The organism is Siphonobacter sp. SORGH_AS_0500 (assembly GCF_031453245.1).
Classification (GTDB): domain Bacteria; phylum Bacteroidota; class Bacteroidia; order Cytophagales; family Spirosomataceae; genus Siphonobacter.
The window spans coordinates 550,806-568,126 of the sequence record NZ_JAVIYT010000001.1 but is presented as its reverse complement, the minus strand read 5'-3'; the positions used below and the strand labels follow the sequence as shown (position 1 = coordinate 568,126).

Here is a 17,321-nt window from a genome sequence, read left to right as displayed (position 1 = left end):
CAGATTTTTATCAAATTAGCCCTACTGAATGGACGTATTTCTAGCCTACATAAAAACCAACTGGCTTGAACTGGCCGGCTTAATTACCGGCGTCATTTGTGTCTGGTATAATACCCGTCAAAATGTATGGGGATTTTTCTGGGGCATCATCAGCGTCGTGATTTACGCAGTCATTTTCTGGGAAGCCCGGCTCTATGGTGACATGGGTTTACAGATCGTTTTTACCATCCTGAGCGTTTATGGACTTTACCAGTGGCTATACGGCGGAGAGGGCCATACGGAACTCCAGGTTCGCACCTTGCCTCGAAATCTCATCGGCTGGCTGGTGCTAATTACGCTGAGCGGCACGGCCTTTCTGAACTGGCTACTAAGTCGGTTTACCGATGCCAGTCTGCCCCTGGTCGACTCGTTTACCACTACCATCAGTTTGATTGCCCAGTGGATGCTGGGACGAAAATTTCTAGAAAACTGGTGGTTATGGTTGTTCGTAGACGGCATTTACGTCTTCGTTTACGCGTATAAAAGTTTATACTGGACGGTTCTTTTATACGCCATTTATCTGGCTCTTTGCCTAGTTGGTTATAAAGACTGGAAGAAAGATATGAGATAGTGGTTTTAAGATACTTGTAATACTTATAAACTTTCTTACCTTTTCACACTTTCAAACGGTTCCCAGCAAAAACCCTGAAGCTATTTATTTTAGCTGATCCGAATTGTTGGGTTAATTAATTATTAGTCAATTTTTTACGTTAAATCCCGGAGGTTATTTTATCTGGTTTTTCATTACCGTTTACTAAATAATCCCTTAATTTTTTAAACTATTGGCACGAATTCTTGCTATAGACTATGGAACCAAACGCGTAGGGCTCGCCGTGACGGATCCTCTGCAACTCATTGCGACGGCTCTGGATACCGTGCATTCAACGCAGGTCATCCCTTTTCTGAAAGACTACTGCCAGCGGGAAGCGGTAGAAGCTTTCGTAGTAGGAATGCCCACTAATCTGGATGGTTCGGACACTTCCAATACGCCACATGTGCGGGGATTTTTACGAATTCTGAAGAAAACCTTTCCGGAAATCCCAGTGCATGAACACGATGAGCGATTTACTTCCGTCATGGCTATGCAGTCTTTAATTGCGATGGGAACTACTAAGAAAGATCGTCGGGATAAAGGCGTTATTGATCGCGTTTCGGCTACTATCATTTTACAGTCTTTTTTAGCTAGTCGTCCGTAGTTCATTAATAGCCTTTTAATAAATAAAAATGAGCCAGAGTATGGTGTATCAAAAAAAATCCTACTCTTTTGGCATAAAACTTTAAGATTATTTTAGACGAATAATTCCCTTGAAAAATACCATTCTATATTTGGTAGCTCAAAGTAGTTTAGGCACAAAGAACTTTCAATTCACATTGTTTACATTAATACTCGGCTATGGCTTTCGAAGTTGAACCCATTAAGCCCAAGATACGACCTCGCCTACTGATTGAAATAGCCTGGGAAGTATGCAATCAGGTTGGGGGTATTTATACAGTAATCCGCTCCAAGGTTCCGGCAATGGTCGAAAAATGGGGCGATGATTATTTTTTACTTGGGCCTTACTTCCCGGAAAAAGCCTTGGCTGAGTTCGAACCCATATCGGATCTCGACGATTCAGCGTTGGGTAAAACCGTACGAAAAATGCGGGAAATGGGCTTCGATGTGCAGTATGGTTACTGGCTCGTCACCGGAAAGCCCCGCATTGTGCTTTTTAATTTTTACACGCTGTTTAATCAGCTGGATCAGTTAAAGTACGACCTCTGGGAAAAGCATCAGCTTTCTACGCTTAACGCGGAAGATCTGGTTAATCAGGTCATTGCTTTTGGAGAATGCACCCGTATTTTCCTCAATGAGCTATCCCGTGATCATAGTGGTCGATATGACATAACCGCTCATTTTCACGAATGGATGGCCGCTACGGCCCTTCCCTATATTGCTCATGAATCTCCGAAATTAGCGACGGTTTTCACCACGCATGCTACCATGCTGGGACGCTACATGGCTCCCAACGTTCCTAATTTCTACGAGTTATTACCGACGTTCAACTGGCGGGAACAAGCTCAGCATTTTGGCATTGCAACGCAGGCAACGATTGAATACCTGGCGGCTCAGAACTGTCACGTCATGACGACGGTTTCGGACGTTACGGCTAAGGAATGCGAGTTTTTGCTAGGTCGTAAATGCGATCTAACCTTACCTAACGGCCTGAATGTTACCCGATTCACAGCGACGCATGAGTTCCAGAACCTGCACGTTCAGTATAAGGCAAAAATCCATCAATTTGTGATGGGTCACTTCTTCCAGAACTATTCCTTCGATCTGGATCGCACCTTATATTTCTTTACTTCAGGTCGATTTGAGTATAATAACAAGGGCTACGACTTAACACTCGAAGCCCTGAGCCGACTGAATGCCAAATTGCAGGCAACCAATTCGGACATGACGGTGGTGATGTTCATCGTCACTAAAAATCCGGTGTATTCGATGGATGCCGATGTGTTGCAAACGCGGGCCGTAATGGCCGAAATCCGGCAGACCTGCGAAGCGATTGAGCGACAGATTGGTGAGCAGTTATTCATGGCTTCAGCCACGAGTAATGAGCTAAAGATGCCCGATCTGAATCAGTTTGTGGATGAATACTGGCAGTTGCGTTTACGCCGAACTATTCAGTCGTGGAAGACCCATCAGTTACCTAAAACGGTAACGCATTATCTGAAACAGGAAGATGCTATCGTTGATTTCCTTCGGAAATCGAACATGCAGAACCACGAAAGTGACCGCGTGAAGATCGTCTATCACCCTGATTTCATTGCCTCAACCAACCCCCTATTTGGGATGGATTACAGCCATTTCGTGCGGGGTTGTCACCTGGGAATTTTCCCAAGTTATTACGAGCCTTGGGGTTATACACCACTGGAATGCGTCGTGCGGGGCGTTCCTACCATTACCAGTGATTTATCCGGTTTTGGGGATTATATGAACCAAATCATGGCCGATCCGGAAAACTGGGGTGTTTATGTGCTAAACCGCAGCCATCAGGATTTTCATCAGGCCGCAGAAACGCTTTCCGAGTTACTGTTCAAATTTGTACGTACCTCCCGCCGCGACCGGATCATGCAGCGAAACCGTACCGAAAGCATTTCCGAAGTATTTGACTGGAAAAACCTCAGAAGCTATTACGATACCGCTCACGACCTGGCTCTGAAACGCCGGAAACATGGGTAACAAAAAATCCCGGCCTTGACGGTCGGGATTTTTTTATGCCAGAACTGTATTACTTCTTCGGTTGCTTGTCGGGCATGGGGGTACCATTGACCAAAGTCGTAGTCGAAACGATGCTGCGATGGCCTGCGGGCGTTACCACAATCGTTTTCAAATCAACCCGGCGATTCTGCGGAATCGTTAATGAAATGGGCTTTGAATAGGGATACGTTGCTTCACTTGGCATATACCCGTCAATCGTGTAGTAAATTTTGGCTCCTTCTACGGGAGCTTTCAGGTTAATCGTAAACTGACTTCCCCGAAGCATATCCTCTTTCGGCATTCCAATCGCCTCCGGTACCCGGAAGTATAAATTCCGTTTCTCCAGCTTGCGTAAATAGACGGGTAAGCGTTGTTCCGAAAACTCCGTGAAATCTTTACGATTTAAGGGAGACCAGGCTACTTCGGCCAGAGCCATTGCTCGGGGGAAATACATGTACTGAGCTTTACCCGCCGTTGGAATATATTCTGTCCATAAATTAGCCTGAACGCCTTTGATGTGCTTCTGCTGCTCAGCCGTCAGCTCTTTTGGCGTTGGGTTATAAGAATATACTTTTTCCAGCGGTAAAAATCCGCCAATGGCCAGTGGCTCCTGTTTGCGATCTTTGCTTTGGTAATGATCAATGTACACATAACCATTGGGTGACATGATTACGTCGTGATTTTCCTTCGCTGCCGCAATTCCACCTTCTTCACCCCGCCAGCTCATCACCGTTGCGTTGGGGGCCAACCCTCCTTCCAGAATTTCGTCCCAGCCAATGATGTTACGACCTTTTGAGTTTAGGAATTTCTCGATCCGGCGAATAAAATAACTCTGTAAGCCGTGCTCGTCTTTCAGGTTTTCTTTCTTGATCAGATTCTGACAAAACTCCGATTCCTTCCAGCGATCCTTCGGACATTCATCCCCACCAATGTGAATGTAGGGCGAAGGGAAGATGTCCATTACTTCTGTTAAAACATTTTCCAGAAACTGGAAGGTTTCTTCTTTCGGGCAGAACACGTCTTTATGCACCCCCCAGGTCGTCTGAACTTTGAACGGACCGGGCGTGCAGCCTAATTCGGGATAAGCCGCCAAAGCCGCCGTGGCGTGACCGGGCAACTCAATCTCAGGAATGACGGTAATGTGTCGTTCTGCCGCATATTTTACCACCTCACGGGCTTCATCCTGCGTGTAAAAACCGCCGTATTTAATCCCATCAAATTGCTGAGGCATGCGGTCTCCGTACCCTCCAATGAGGGTTTCATCCCGGTAAGCTCCGACCTGAGTTAGCTTCGGGTATTTTTTGATTTCTAATCTCCAGCCTTGGTCTTCGGTTAAATGCCAGTGAAAACGGTTGAATTTCAGCATTGCCATTTCATCAATCATCTGCTTGATAAACGAAAGCGGCATGTAATGGCGACCCACATCCATCATTAATCCCCGGTACCCGAAACGCGGATGATCTTCGATGGTAACAGATGCTATTTCGGGTTTAGCGTCGCCCGTAATCAATTGCATTACCGACTGTAATCCGTAAAACAAGCCCGCATCTTTACCCGAAATCTGTACACTCTGTGGGGTAGCTTTTAGCTCATAGCCTTCAGCGGGTAAACCCGTCTTTTCAATAAAGGCTATATAATTTGAAGCGGGAGCTTTACTGACGATTTTCAATTCAGCACCCGTCCGTTTCTTCAGGTATTGATTAAGCAAACCCGCCAGACGTTTTGCTTCGGGCGTAGAAGCTACCACCTGCGTTTGATTCGTAAACTGAAACTTACCCGACCCCTGCTGCAGAGAAACGGGCTGGGGAATAATGGACTGACCAAAAGAGGTTAGGCTGGCCGCCGCCAAAAAGGCTGAAAGAATAAAACGTTTCATGAAAAAGAGGTTTCTTTCCCTGCTCGGCAGGGCTTTTGACCATCAAGATAAGTGATGAATAAGTCGAGGTTGATGAAGTATTTTTAGGTTAACCCTGAGCAAACGATTGTACTAAGCAGAACAAACGGTTGCACAATTTTTACCTTATTTGTAATAGCTCTCCGCCATAAAGACTTTTCCACCATCATCGGCTTTGGTGACGGCATAGCTGAAGCCTTTGTTCACGGAGTAAGCTCCTACCTCACCCTGAAGGTTAATGGCAATAAAACCTACCTGGAAATCTTTGGCCTTTTTAGGATTAATCTTCACCAAACGCTCCACGGCTTTCTTGCAGGCCTCCATCGGCGTTGCTCCATTTCGCATGAACTCCACCACAAGGTGAGTACCTCCCAGTCGGATTACTTCTTCACCCTGCCCGGATGAGGTCGCCGCACCGACTTCACCATCCACATATAAGCCCGCACCAATAATGGGTGAATCACCAATGCGGCCCCGCATTTTGAAAGCCATACCGCTGGTCGTACAGGAGCCAGAAAGACGGCCTTTGGCATCCATGGCAACAGTTCCCATTGTATCATGGTTGAACGAACCATCTTCAAACTGATTCGGAGCAAAGGGGCCTCCGGCAGCACGCTTGGGAGTTTTCCCCTGTTGCTGCTCAATATTCATCAGCGGCTTATACTCCGATTTTTTCAGCCATTCTTTGTACGATTTCTCTGCATCAGCCGAGAGTTTATCTTCTTCAAGTTTAAAGCCATTTGCTACGGCAAATTGCTGGGCTCCCTCTCCAATCAGCATGACGTGTGGCGTCGTTTCCATCACTTTACGAGCAACTGAGATGGGATGAAGAATTCGCTCCAGACCCGCTACTGATCCGCAATCGTACTTTTCATTCATGATGCAGGCATCCAGCGTGACATGCCCCTCGCGGTCGGGATTGCCGCCCAGACCCACGCAACAACTGATTTCTTTTTCGATGGATTTAGCCGACTCTTCTACGGCATCCAGAGCATACCCACCGGGTTTAAGCACTTTCCAGGCCACTGCATTAACCGCTAATCCGCTGTCCCAGGTTGAAACGACGATGGGTTTAACGGCAGCCGCTTTAGGCAAGGCAAATAAAGAACGTACTGGACTTAAGGATACGGCTAAAGTAGACCAGCGAAGAAAGGAACGACGCGTTGTCATGTGGTGTAGAGAAGTGATAGAGTGTACAGTGAAATGTTATAAAATTCTGTAAATCAGCCAAAAACAAAATCTTTAAACAATCTATAGCGTAAATTTTATAGATTCGTTTTATGGAAATTGATGGATGCCGATGGTTACCGTGTGAAATTTTAATGTGAAGATGAAGAATACTTTTCTGACATTTCCTATAAAATCGACCACATTGTAAATAATTTGTTAATATTTTTATAAAACAAGTGTTTATTTACAATAAATTTTTAAAAAGTAGTCTATTACTATCGTCCCACTGGTTTCCAACAAAATTATTTGAAATCTATCGCTCTAAATCATTACTGTGATGTATGTGTCTCCACCCGATGAAGAAATTGAATCCAAAAAAAGTGTAGTTGATTACAAGAAAAGCGTTTCCCGCCGGGGCGTTTTGGCTGAATTGTATCAATCGGAAGTTTCTACACTGGCTCAGCTAGCCAAAAGCCTGCACAGCAGCGTTCCTTCCATTACCAATATTGTTGAAGAACTGGTAAACGAAAAGTGGGTTAGCACTTTCGGCACTGCCGTAGGGAATCACGGTCGCCGCCCGGTTTTGTTCGGACTTAATGTTCAGGATAAATACGTCGTTGCCCTAGACATCAGCACGCATGATACCAAAGTGGTCATCATGAATCTTCAGCGGGAAGTTATCTTCAGAAAAGACATCAAATTAGGTCTGGAAGATAACCCTCGTTTTGCCAAAGCGTTGTTGGAATTCACCCGCCAAGCCCTCGAAGAATCGCAGGTCGAAGCCTCTCATTTTGTAGCCATTGGCATTTCCATGCCCGGTCTGATTCAGTTTCAGACGGGCACGAACATGACTTATCGGCGAATTAATCAGGAAGAAAAACCGCTCAGTACTCTGATCTCTGAAGAGTTTAATCTGCCCGTTTTCGTGATTAATGATACCAAAGCCACCGTTTTGGGCGAACACCGATTCGGGCTGGCTCGCGGCAAAAAACACGTACTGGCCATTAACATCGACTGGGGCGTTGGCTTAGGTATTATTCTGAACGGTGAAATTTTCCAGGGAGCTTCCGGGTTTGCGGGCGAGCTAGGTCACATTCAGATGGATCCCGATGGCGAGTTATGCCACTGCGGTAAAGTAGGTTGCCTCGATACCATTACTTCGGCCCGTTCACTCATTCGCCGGGTGCAACGCGGACTGAACGAAGGACGAGTTTCGAAGCTTTCCGCATATATGGATCATATCGAAGACATTGATATCGAGATGATTATTGAAGCCGCTCTGGAAGGAGATGCTTTTGCCATCGATATTCTTTTTGATGTGGGCACGGTATTAGGCAAAGGCCTTTCCATGGCTGTTCACTTATTCAATCCTGAGATTGTGATTGTAGATGGAATTGTGGTAAAAGCCGATCAGTTTATTACTAATCCGATTGGTCAGGCGATCAATAAATATTGCCTGAGCGATTTCAGAAATGATTTAAGTATTGAAATTTCCCAGCTTGGCGAAAGGGCCAAATGGATTGGCATTCACATCTACGTGATGGATCAGTTACTGGCTACAATATAACCCTTTATCCCCCCGCCGTTCGGATTTTCTCAGGAGAATTCGGGCGGTATTTTTCTCTTTCTTCCAGATGAAACGTTTGATTACCACTCTTTTGCTGGCCGCTACCACTCCCTTACTAGCCCAGCAACATTCCGAGCAAAGCTTCGGTTACGTCGCTCCCAAGGATCCCGCCGTTCAGCAAAAACTAAAGCAATGGCAGGGAATTAAGTTTGGCTTACTGATGCACTGGGGTACCTATAGCCAATGGGGCATTGTGGAATCCTGGTCATTATGCCCGGAAGACGAAGGATGGTGCGAACGTAAAGGACCCTATTCTAAAGACTGGTACGAGTATAAAAAAGCTTACGAAGCCATTCCTCAGCAGTTTAACCCCGTTAAATTCAATCCTGATCGCTGGGCAACGGCGGCTAAAAATGCCGGGATGAAATACGTGGTGTTCACCACCAAACACCACGATGGATTCTGTATGTTTGATACTAAACAGACGGATTATAAGATTACTAACACGCCTTTCGGCACAAATCCTAAAGCGAACGTAGCGAAGGAAGTTTTTAAATCTTTCCGCGATCAGGGATTTATGGTAGGGGCGTATTTTTCCAAACCCGACTGGCATACGGATGATTACTGGTGGAGTTACTTCCCTCCGAAAGATCGCAATTCCAGTTACGCCCCTAAAAAGTATCCTGAAAAGTGGAATAAATTCAAGCAATTCACGTACAATCAGATCGAAGAGTTAATGTCTGATTACGGGAAAATGGACATTCTCTGGCTGGATGGCGGTTGGGTAAGACCCTTTAGCACGATTGATTCGACCGTTAGCTGGCAGAAATCCATTCCGTTCGATCAGGACATTGACATGGCCAATATTGCAAAAATGGCTCGCAGTCACCAACCCGGATTGTTAGTGGTGGATCGGACGGTAACGGGCGAATATGAGAATTACGTTACCCCTGAGCAATCCATTCCTGACAAGGCTCTTCCTTTCCCCTGGGAGAGTTGCATGACCATGGGCGATTCCTGGAGTTATATTCCAAAAGAAAATTTCAAATCCACTCGCAAGCTGATTCATACCCTGGTAGACATCGTCTCGAAAGGTGGTAACCTCTTGCTGAACGTAGCCCCCGGCCCCGACGGCGAATGGCACGAAGAAGCCTATCAGCGGCTTGAAGAGATTGGGAAATGGATGAACGTAAACGGTGAAGCGATCTACGAAACTACAGCCGTGTCTCCGTATCAGTCTGGCAAGTGGGCGTATACGCAGAAGGGCTCAACGATGTATGCATTGTACCGGGCCGAAGAAGGCGAAAAATTACCCGCTTCACTGGAGATTCCCGTCCTGGAAAAAGGACAGTCCGTTCAGTTACTGGGTTCTAAAGAATCTTTGAAATCGAAAGACAAAACCGTAACGCTGTCAGATTCTTTCCGTAAGAAAGTAAAGGAAAGCCCAGTGTATGTCTTTAAGTTAATAAAAAAGTAATACTTCGGGCGTAAACGTTTTCCGGGTGGATACGTTATAAAAAGGGTATAGAATGTTCTGCATTTTATACCCTTTTTTTATGAACAAAACTCTGACCCAGTGATCCTATTGTTCCGTTTGTTTTTGCTTCGAATAGTAGTAGGTATACCATTCCTTTTTCTCCTTTCAGGTTGTTTCGAACACCGACGTTACTCCCGGCGGGAAATTCGTAAAGATTTGATTGAGAAAGGCATTCCGGTAAAAATCGTGTATTACGATACGCTGGGACGGACCATTCGCTACCTGAAAATCGGCTCGGATACCTTACCCCGGAAGATGGTATTGATGCACGGTTCGCCCAGTTCACTCGAAGGCTTACGTTCGTATCTGAACGACCCTGATTTACAGAAAAGTACGCAGCTCATTGCTCCCGACCGACCAGGGTATGGGGAATCGGATTATGGCTGGGGAGAGAAGTTCATTGGGCAACAATCGGCGGTATTAACTAAAATGCTGTGGCAAATTCAGGATAAACGTCCGACGTTACTGTTCGGAACTTCGTACGGAGCGACGGTAGCGGCCCGCATAGCAATGGATCATCCCGATTACTTTGATCGCTTATTACTCGTTTGTGGTTCGTACAAACCCGGAGCCGAACGCATTTATCCGATCTCTAAACTTGTTCCCATTTTCTCCGCCTGGATTCCCGGATTTATTCACGTAGCCGACGACGAAAAGCAGAATCATTACCCGCATTTAGTAAGCATGGTTCCCCTCTGGAAAAAGATTCACATTCCAGTTACGATGGTGCATGGGTTGGAAGATCGATTGTTATATCCTGAGAATCCCATTTGGGCAGCCCGGCAGTTGACGCAGTCGCCTCAGGTGGAAGTGATTTACCTGGCGAACCAGCGACATGGCATTATGTGGACCGCTCGTCCCCGCATTAAATCGCTAATGATTCGGGAACTGGATCGGTTGACAAACCCTGACCCGATGGTTATGTCTCATGAATAATCCCGCTGAATACTTGGATTACTTGACCCCTAAAATTCGTTAGTAAGGTATTATATGTGGTCTGGACGGCCCCAGATGTAATTCAATAGAATTTATTTTCCTATTCGAAATCATAACCCCATATTATAACCCCATCGAGGTTATTAAAAATAACTACCTCCTCCGAGTTTTTTCACAAAAATTCCAGCCTTTCATTTTTCCTGCTATAGTTTTGTACCCATGAATTCAACGTTACGGAAACTCAGTGTGTACTTGCTGACATCGCTTCTGATGTTACGCACGCTCGTAGTCCCCGTTATTTTGGTTGACTTCGAGTTAAGGAGGGATTACATCGCTCACTACCTCTGCGAAAACCGTTCTCATCCCGAGTTACATTGTGATGGCAAGTGTTACCTGGCTAAAAAGTTAAAAGCCACTCAGGAGCACCAAGAACGAGAAGCTGGCTCCCGTCTGGTGCAGCAATTGCTGGAACTTCCGGCATCGATTGCTTCGCTGGAAATCCGTTTTGAGCCCGCCGTTTTTGCTGAGTTACGTTCCGACCTTCCCCCTTATCAGCTCCCGGCCTATTCTTCCTTCCTGTCGGCCTGTTTCCGTCCTCCCCAAGCATAAGCTTTCGTTACTGCTCTGACTTTGAATGAAAAACGTTCGTTTTTCCTGATTTGCTGCGTCTCGAAGGTTCGTTCACCTCTTTATTTTCTTGACTATGAGAAAAGTATTCCTGCTTTTCCTCATTCTGTCGGCTTGTTCCAAAGGGACTTCGCCTTCAGAACCTATGCCCCTGTTTTCAGTACCTAAAAACTTTCCGGCACCCGTTTATCCGATTGACCAGAAACCACTGTCGGAAGCAGGCGTCGCTTTAGGGAAACAGCTTTTCTACGACGGTATTCTCTCGCGGGACAGCACCATTGCCTGTGGCGAATGTCACCGGCAGTATTACGCCTTCACCCACCATTTGCATGAGTTAAGTCACGGCATTGATAACCGGATTGGCCTGCGGAATTCGCTGGCTCTTCAGAATCTGGCCTGGCAAAAGCATTACATGTGGGACGGAGCCGTCGAAGATCTGAATAAACAGGCCATCGTACCCATTACGCATCCCGATGAAATGGATGATACCATGGAAAACGTAGTCAATAAACTAAAACGGACGAAGGGTTACCCACCGTTATTCAAGGAGGCTTACGGAACGGAAGACATTACGGCTGAAAAAATGCTGGATGCCCTCACCCAGTTCATGTTAACCTTCGTTTCAGCCAACTCCCGGTATGATAAGTACATTCGCAAGGAAGGCGAAACGTTGACGGCAACCGAACTTGAGGGCCTGAAGCTCTTCGAAAGTAAAGGCTGCAAAAGTTGCCACGCGGGAGAACTATTCACCGACGGTAGCTTCCGAAATAACGGCTTACCCAAATACGAACGAACCAAAATTGTGTACGTCAACGGCAAACCGACCCTTCAAATGGTGGTCGACGAGGGCCGGTATGCCGTCACGAAGCAGGAAAGCGACCGCTTCAAATTCAAGGTTCCCAGTTTGCGAAACATCGCCGAAAGCTTACCCTACACGCACGATGGTCGCTTTATAAATCTGGACGAAATGCTCGAACATTATTCGTCCGGGGTACAGGATACTCCTACTCTTGATCCTTTACTCAAGCAAAATGGCAAACTGGGCATTCCATTAACCGCCGATGAAAAGCAGAAAATCATTGCTTTTCTACGTACCCTTAGTGATCCTGAATTTTTGAAAAATCAGCGTTTTGCCGAACCTCCGGGCTTCCCGGTTCGGTGAGACTTTATCTCATATTCACATGAAATTCCATTCTTTTCTCTTCATCACTTTTGCTTTCCTCACTTCCGTGCTAAGCTCTTGCACGAAAGAAACTCCATCGCCTGTTACCGCGGGTGATACCAACGACGTAATTCTGGAATTTGATAACCGCGTCGGGGCTCAGAAGCTAGTATTGGGCGAAACTACGTATCAGACCGGCACGGGGGAATCGTTTACAGTCAGTACCTTCAATTACTTCATTAGTAACGTTTCTTTGAAAAAAACGGACGGTTCAAGCATCAAATTCCCCAATCAATATTTTCTGATTCGTCAGGTCGATAATAAAACCTGGGAACCTGTGTTGAAGAACGTTCCGGCGGGAGATTACCAGGAGGTTACCTTCACCATTGGTGTAGACAGTGCGAAGAGTGTTTCACCCGTGGCTGAACGTACGGGCGTGCTGGACGAAGGGTCGTACGGTGAGGACGGTATGTACTGGGGCTGGAATTCAGGCTACATTTTTCTGAAACTGGAGGGTACTTCACCCACAGCTCCCGCGAACGGTGCGGGTATCCGTCGCTTTCAGTTCCACGTAGGTGGTTTTGGCGGCATGACTGGTGCCACCGTCAATAATCTTCGTACGGTTACCCTTCCCTTCCCGCAGAATCAGTTGGCTACGGTGCGGAAGAACATTGCTCCAACGATACACGTCATCACCAATCTTCAAAAGCTTTTCTCGGGCAAGACTACGGTTAAAATTGCCGATACCCCAGCCATTCACATGCCCGCTGCCGCCGTGCCACTGGCGAACAATTATGTGAATATGTTCACGGTTGACCATACGCATAATGATTAGAATGGGGCTTCTTTCCGTAAGCTTACTTCTGGTGTGGGGCTGTTCTTCGCCGAACGAATCTAACCCGGAAGTAAGCTTTACGGTTCCGGCTAATTTTCCGAAACCCGTGTACCCGTTTGAACGTAATCCAATGACTACCGCTGGCGTAGAACTTGGGAAAGCCCTATTCAATGAACCTTTGCTTTCGCGGGATAATACCTTCGCCTGTGCCGAATGCCATTCGCAGCCGTACGGGTTTACGCACCACGGCCATGATGTAAGTCACGGCATCAATAATCTGATGGGTACGCGAAACTCCTTACCCCTTCAGAATCTGGCCTGGGAATCTAGTTTCTTCTGGGACGGTGGTGTTTTCGATCTGGATTTAGTACCGATTGCTCCGATTACGAACGAAGTAGAGTTGGGCGAAAACACGAAAAATGTACTGGATAAGTTACGAGCGACGAAGAAGTATCCTTTGCTGTTTAAGAAAGCGTTTGGTTCCGAAGAAATCACAACCGAGCGTTTCCTCAAGGCTTTTTCCCAGTTCATGCTTACGCTGGTTTCGGCCAATTCCCGGTACGATAAATTCATCCGCAAGGAAGGCGAAAACCTGACGGCTGACGAGCAGGCGGGGCTGAAGTTATTCGAACAAAAATGTTCTTCCTGCCACCAAGGAGCCTTATTCACCGACCATAGTTTTCGTAATAATGGCCTGTTCATTCAGGGGGTAAAAGACGTGGGTCGAGCCCGGGTAACTGAACTGGAAAAAGATAAGTATACCTTCCGGGTACCTAGTTTGCGAAACGTGGCAGTGACCGGTCCTTACATGCACGATGGTCGTTTTTATACGCTTGAAGCCGTGTTGGATCATTATGCAGAAGGCGTTCAGGATACCCAAAATTTGGACCCGCTTTTACGCCAGAATAATACCCGGGGTATTGCTCTTACTTCGCAGGAACGCCAGCAGATCGTGGCTTTCCTGAAAACGTTAACCGACGAAGAATTTCTCAAAAATAAACGCTTTGCCGCTGAGTAAATGAAACGACTCTTATTTCTTCTGCTCTTTTCCATAAGCCTTCCGGGCCGGGCCTGCGACATTTGCGGCTGTGGCGTGGGGAATGCTTATTATGGCATCATGCCTCAATCGTACCGCAATTTCATTGGCGTTCGCTATCGCTATCGTACTTACGATTCACACCTGAATTCACAATTGCTTCGCACCAAAGAAACCTTTCAGACGACGGAGTTATGGGGACGGTTCTATCCAACCCAACGAATTCAAATGCTGGCTTTTGTACCTTATAATTTCAACTTTCAGCAGGATGCAGCTACTTCCGCCCGGCTGAACGGATTGGGTGACGTTACGATTCTAGCTAATTACAATGTACTAAATACCAACATGGATACGCTGGATCGGGCTTTCAATCATACCTTACTGCTGGGTGGAGGCGTAAAGCTGGCAACGGGTCGCTCTAACTTTGTGGACGATGGATCGCTCGGAGCGAATGCCAATTTTCAGTTGGGTACGGGAAGTACGGATTTTCTGGTGAATGCCATTTATACCTTACGCTATCAATCCTGGGGCTGGAACTCGGATGTCAGTTACCGCATCTCTACTACCAATTCTGATCATTATCGCTTCGGTAATCGTCTCAGTGGTTCCACTTCGGTCTTTTATGTAACCAGTGCCGGAAAGAATCTGACGCTGATGCCTAATGCAGGACTCACCGCAGAATACTCCGCAAAGGATTTAAAAAACGGCGTTCGCAACGCCCAGACGGGTGGGTATGCTACGTTAGCCACGGCGGGTGTGGAAGCTTATTGGGGAAGGTTTGTGGCGGGAGTTAACGTTCAGCAACCCCTGGCTCAGGAGCTAGCCAATGGTGATAGCAAGGCCAAACAACGCCTTCAGGTGCATCTAACGGTTTTGTTATAGAGGAAAACCAAAAAGGGTTCTGGATGTAACCAATCCAGAACCCTTTTGATCTATATAGAAACCTATTTTTTAGAAAACTTCGGAGATTTTATAGGTCTGATCGGCAAATTTGACGGTATCACCAGCCTTCTTACCTTCCAATACTTCGTAAATAGGAGCGGAAGTAGAAATACCCGTGTATTCTACGCCGTCTACTTCGAAATTGCGACTGATCGCAATGTAAAAATTTCGTTGATCGGTTAACACCACAGCTCCAACTTGTACGGTATCGTGCTGTTCTTCGGTACCGAACTGATCCAGCGTTACCAGATCACGACGTATGGTGTCGGCATGACCTTCCAGATCCCGACGGTCATTCATCAACATTTCGCTATTAGACTCATAAGATTCGCTCATGGCTTCATCCTGATCGTCCATAACGCTTGAACGAATCGTCTCCATCTGGCCTACCAAATCATTCAGGGCAGCCTCCGTTGCAGCCCGCAGTGCCGCATATATTGCTTCTTTTCTTGAACTACTCATATACTTTGTAATTAAGGTTGAGTGTAGGAACTAATGCTAAAAATTCGGGCCAGCTTCGAATCAATTTTCCCTGATAACCCTGAAGAGGTCTAATATGAATAGCTCGAAAGGGGGGTTGTCTTTTCATTCCCCCAGATGAAATTCGAGACTATCCAGCCTGGCACTATCCAGTCTGGGACTATCCATGTTTGACCCTGCTGGGGTCTTTTCAAGGAGAGTTAAGATTATTCCATTGGATCATATGACGAAGGAAGAGGATATTACACTTCATAAAAGAAAAAAGGGTTACCCTCTTCCGAAGGCAACCCTTTTTTCTTTTATGAAGTGTAATTAGGCTTGTTTTACAAATTGCACGTTAGCAATCAGACGAACTTCGTCGCTTACGACGGCACCGCCCGCTTCGGTAACGGCACTCCAGGTTAATCCGAAATCTTTACGGTTGATTTTTCCTTTCAACTCGAAACCTGCTTTCGTTTGTCCGTAAGGATCAACAACTGTTCCGCCGTATTCTACCTCAAGAGCAACGGGCTTGGTCACGCCACGTAGCGTCAGATCGCCGTTCAGAACGAAAGAATCTTCGTCTTTTTTAGTAATGCCTGTGGAGACGAATTTCAGCGTTGGGTATTGATCAGCCGCAAAGAATTCTTCGCTTTTCAGGTGACCATCCCGAGCTTCGTTATTCGTCGAGATCGAATCAATTTTCGCTTCGAAGGAAACTTGAGCGTCTGAAAAATCATCACTCGCCGTTGCTTCGCCGCTAAATTCATTGAACTGGCCCGTTACCGTTGTGATAACGAGGTGCTTTACTTTGAATTGTACTTCTGAGTGAGTGGGGTCGATGACCCATTTGGCTGGAGTTGACATAGCTTTGTGAATGTTTGATGATACAAATGTATGTATATACATATATTTTATCATTGTCTAAACCACGGAATTCCTTGTCAGAATTACGGATTGAGACCAGAAAGCTTCTCAACAAAAGTATTCCAGCGGGTTAACTTTACTTATTACGGATGGTTTTTCGGTATTCTGTGAAGGTTTGACCCGTATTAGCTTTAAAGTATTTAGAGAAATGAGCTTCATCTTCAAAGCCTAAATCAAAGGCAATTTCTTTCGCTGAAGTCATTCCGAAGAAGGCTTTTCGCTTCGCTTCCAGAACCACACGTTGCTTGATATGCTCGGAAGCGGGCTGCCCGGTTACTTTCTTCACCGAATCATTCAAATGACTGGGCGTGATGTGCAGTAACTCGGCGTAATCGGAAACTTTGGTCTTGCGGGTAAAATCGCGTTCTACCAACTCCTGAAACTGACGAGCCAGACATACCGTTTTTGAAGTTTCCGCCACCATGAGTAATTGATGGTCGAACGTTCGAGAGGCCTGAACCAGAAAAAGTTGTAACCAGGCTCGCAACATATGCTCCCGCAGGGGCCGCTTTGCCTCGTATTCGCCCTGGATCGATTGCAGGGAAGGCTCCAGTAAATCCAGTTGCTCGGGCGGAATGAAGTAGGGTTTGAACTCCAGCAGGTTATGAAAAAGTCCGGTATTGATGAGCAACTCGCGGTTAGCTTCCGAAACGCAGAAAAAATCAGGCGTAAAGCTGACGACCCAACCTTCATGCGGACCATTCATTTGCAACTGATGAGCCTGACCGGGCGATAGAAACCACCAGCTTCCGGGTTTAACCTCATAGGTCTGAAAATCGACAATATGCGTTCCTGTGCCCTCGGTTACGCCAATGATCACGTAATAATCATGGCGGTGCGGACTTTCGGTATGTACATGCCGTTCATGATCAATCCATGACATGGCATGAATTTCAAACGAAACAGCATCATGTGAAGACAGGTGAAGCGTTTCCAAGAGAGTTTAGAG

The 17,321-nt window shown here is 46.3% G+C and carries 16 protein-coding genes; 11 read left to right on the top strand and 5 right to left on the bottom strand.

The genetic code is table 11. The features are described 5' to 3' along the window. Positions 1 to 28: 28 nt before the first annotated feature. The 3 genes from pnuC (at position 29) to QE357_RS02445 (ending at position 3,262) form a co-directional block, all read left to right on the top strand. Positions 29 to 610, top strand: a complete 582-nt coding sequence (gene pnuC / locus QE357_RS02455; protein WP_309705565.1) for a nicotinamide riboside transporter PnuC — start codon at positions 29 to 31, stop codon at positions 608 to 610. A 211-nt stretch (positions 611 to 821) separates the two neighbouring features. After that, positions 822 to 1,235 carry a Holliday junction resolvase RuvX gene (ruvX, locus tag QE357_RS02450; protein ID WP_106637283.1) on the top strand — a complete coding sequence of 138 codons (414 nt, stop codon included), beginning with the start codon at positions 822 to 824 and terminating at the stop codon, positions 1,233 to 1,235. 197 nt (positions 1,236 to 1,432) lie between these two features. Then, positions 1,433 to 3,262, top strand: coding sequence for a glycogen/starch synthase (locus tag QE357_RS02445; RefSeq protein ID WP_106637282.1), 1,830 nt, complete (start codon positions 1,433 to 1,435; stop codon positions 3,260 to 3,262). A gap of 49 nt (positions 3,263 to 3,311) precedes the next feature. Here the strand turns inward: QE357_RS02445 and QE357_RS02440 are convergent, their stop codons facing one another. After that, positions 3,312 to 5,156, bottom strand: coding sequence for a family 20 glycosylhydrolase (locus QE357_RS02440; RefSeq protein ID WP_309705562.1), 1,845 nt, complete (start codon positions 5,154 to 5,156; stop codon positions 3,312 to 3,314). A 144-nt stretch (positions 5,157 to 5,300) separates the two neighbouring features. After that, complete coding sequence (locus tag QE357_RS02435) at positions 5,301 to 6,344, bottom strand: N(4)-(beta-N-acetylglucosaminyl)-L-asparaginase (protein ID WP_106637280.1); 1,044 nt, start codon at positions 6,342 to 6,344, stop codon at positions 5,301 to 5,303. Positions 6,345 to 6,681: 337 nt separating this feature from the next. Here QE357_RS02435 and QE357_RS02430 point away from each other — a divergent pair, with 337 nt between their 5' ends. From QE357_RS02430 to QE357_RS02395, 8 genes are all read left to right on the top strand, one after another. Further along, the gene (locus tag QE357_RS02430; protein WP_106637279.1) at positions 6,682 to 7,911 is read left to right on the top strand and encodes an ROK family transcriptional regulator; all 1,230 of its coding nucleotides are present in this window, start codon (positions 6,682 to 6,684) and stop codon (positions 7,909 to 7,911) included. Between the two features lie 67 nt (positions 7,912 to 7,978). Continuing rightward, a complete protein-coding gene (locus tag QE357_RS02425; protein ID WP_309705558.1) occupies positions 7,979 to 9,388 on the top strand; it encodes an alpha-L-fucosidase in 1,410 nt (469 codons plus the stop codon). Positions 9,389 to 9,511: 123 nt separating this feature from the next. After that, the gene (locus QE357_RS02420; RefSeq protein WP_309705556.1) at positions 9,512 to 10,384 is read left to right on the top strand and encodes an alpha/beta hydrolase; all 873 of its coding nucleotides are present in this window, start codon (positions 9,512 to 9,514) and stop codon (positions 10,382 to 10,384) included. A gap of 219 nt (positions 10,385 to 10,603) precedes the next feature. Beyond that, positions 10,604 to 10,993 carry a hypothetical protein gene (locus tag QE357_RS02415; protein WP_157830373.1) on the top strand — a complete coding sequence of 130 codons (390 nt, stop codon included), beginning with the start codon at positions 10,604 to 10,606 and terminating at the stop codon, positions 10,991 to 10,993. Between the two features lie 94 nt (positions 10,994 to 11,087). After that, on the top strand, positions 11,088 to 12,173 hold the full coding sequence (locus tag QE357_RS02410; RefSeq protein ID WP_307141896.1) for a cytochrome-c peroxidase: 1,086 nt from the start codon (positions 11,088 to 11,090) through the stop codon (positions 12,171 to 12,173). Positions 12,174 to 12,192: 19 nt separating this feature from the next. Then, positions 12,193 to 13,008 carry an MbnP family protein gene (locus tag QE357_RS02405; RefSeq protein ID WP_309705552.1) on the top strand — a complete coding sequence of 272 codons (816 nt, stop codon included), beginning with the start codon at positions 12,193 to 12,195 and terminating at the stop codon, positions 13,006 to 13,008. 1 nt (position 13,009) lies between these two features. Continuing rightward, positions 13,010 to 14,026: a cytochrome c peroxidase gene (locus tag QE357_RS02400; protein WP_309705551.1), complete on the top strand. Its 1,017-nt coding sequence runs from the start codon at positions 13,010 to 13,012 to the stop codon at positions 14,024 to 14,026. After that, positions 14,027 to 14,926 (top strand): hypothetical protein, encoded by a 900-nt coding sequence (locus tag QE357_RS02395; protein ID WP_309705548.1) that lies wholly within the window; start codon positions 14,027 to 14,029, stop codon positions 14,924 to 14,926. A gap of 69 nt (positions 14,927 to 14,995) precedes the next feature. On the opposite strand, the gene QE357_RS02390 is transcribed toward QE357_RS02395, so the two are convergent. The 3 genes from QE357_RS02390 to QE357_RS02380 form a co-directional block, all read right to left on the bottom strand. Further along, entirely contained in the window at positions 14,996 to 15,448 is a 453-nt protein-coding gene (locus tag QE357_RS02390) for a hypothetical protein (protein WP_307141892.1), read from the bottom strand. 330 nt (positions 15,449 to 15,778) lie between these two features. Next, positions 15,779 to 16,312, bottom strand: a complete 534-nt coding sequence (locus QE357_RS02385; RefSeq protein ID WP_106637271.1) for a YceI family protein — start codon at positions 16,310 to 16,312, stop codon at positions 15,779 to 15,781. A gap of 136 nt (positions 16,313 to 16,448) precedes the next feature. After that, positions 16,449 to 17,309, bottom strand: coding sequence for a helix-turn-helix transcriptional regulator (locus tag QE357_RS02380; protein ID WP_309705545.1), 861 nt, complete (start codon positions 17,307 to 17,309; stop codon positions 16,449 to 16,451). Positions 17,310 to 17,321: the final 12 nt, after the last annotated feature.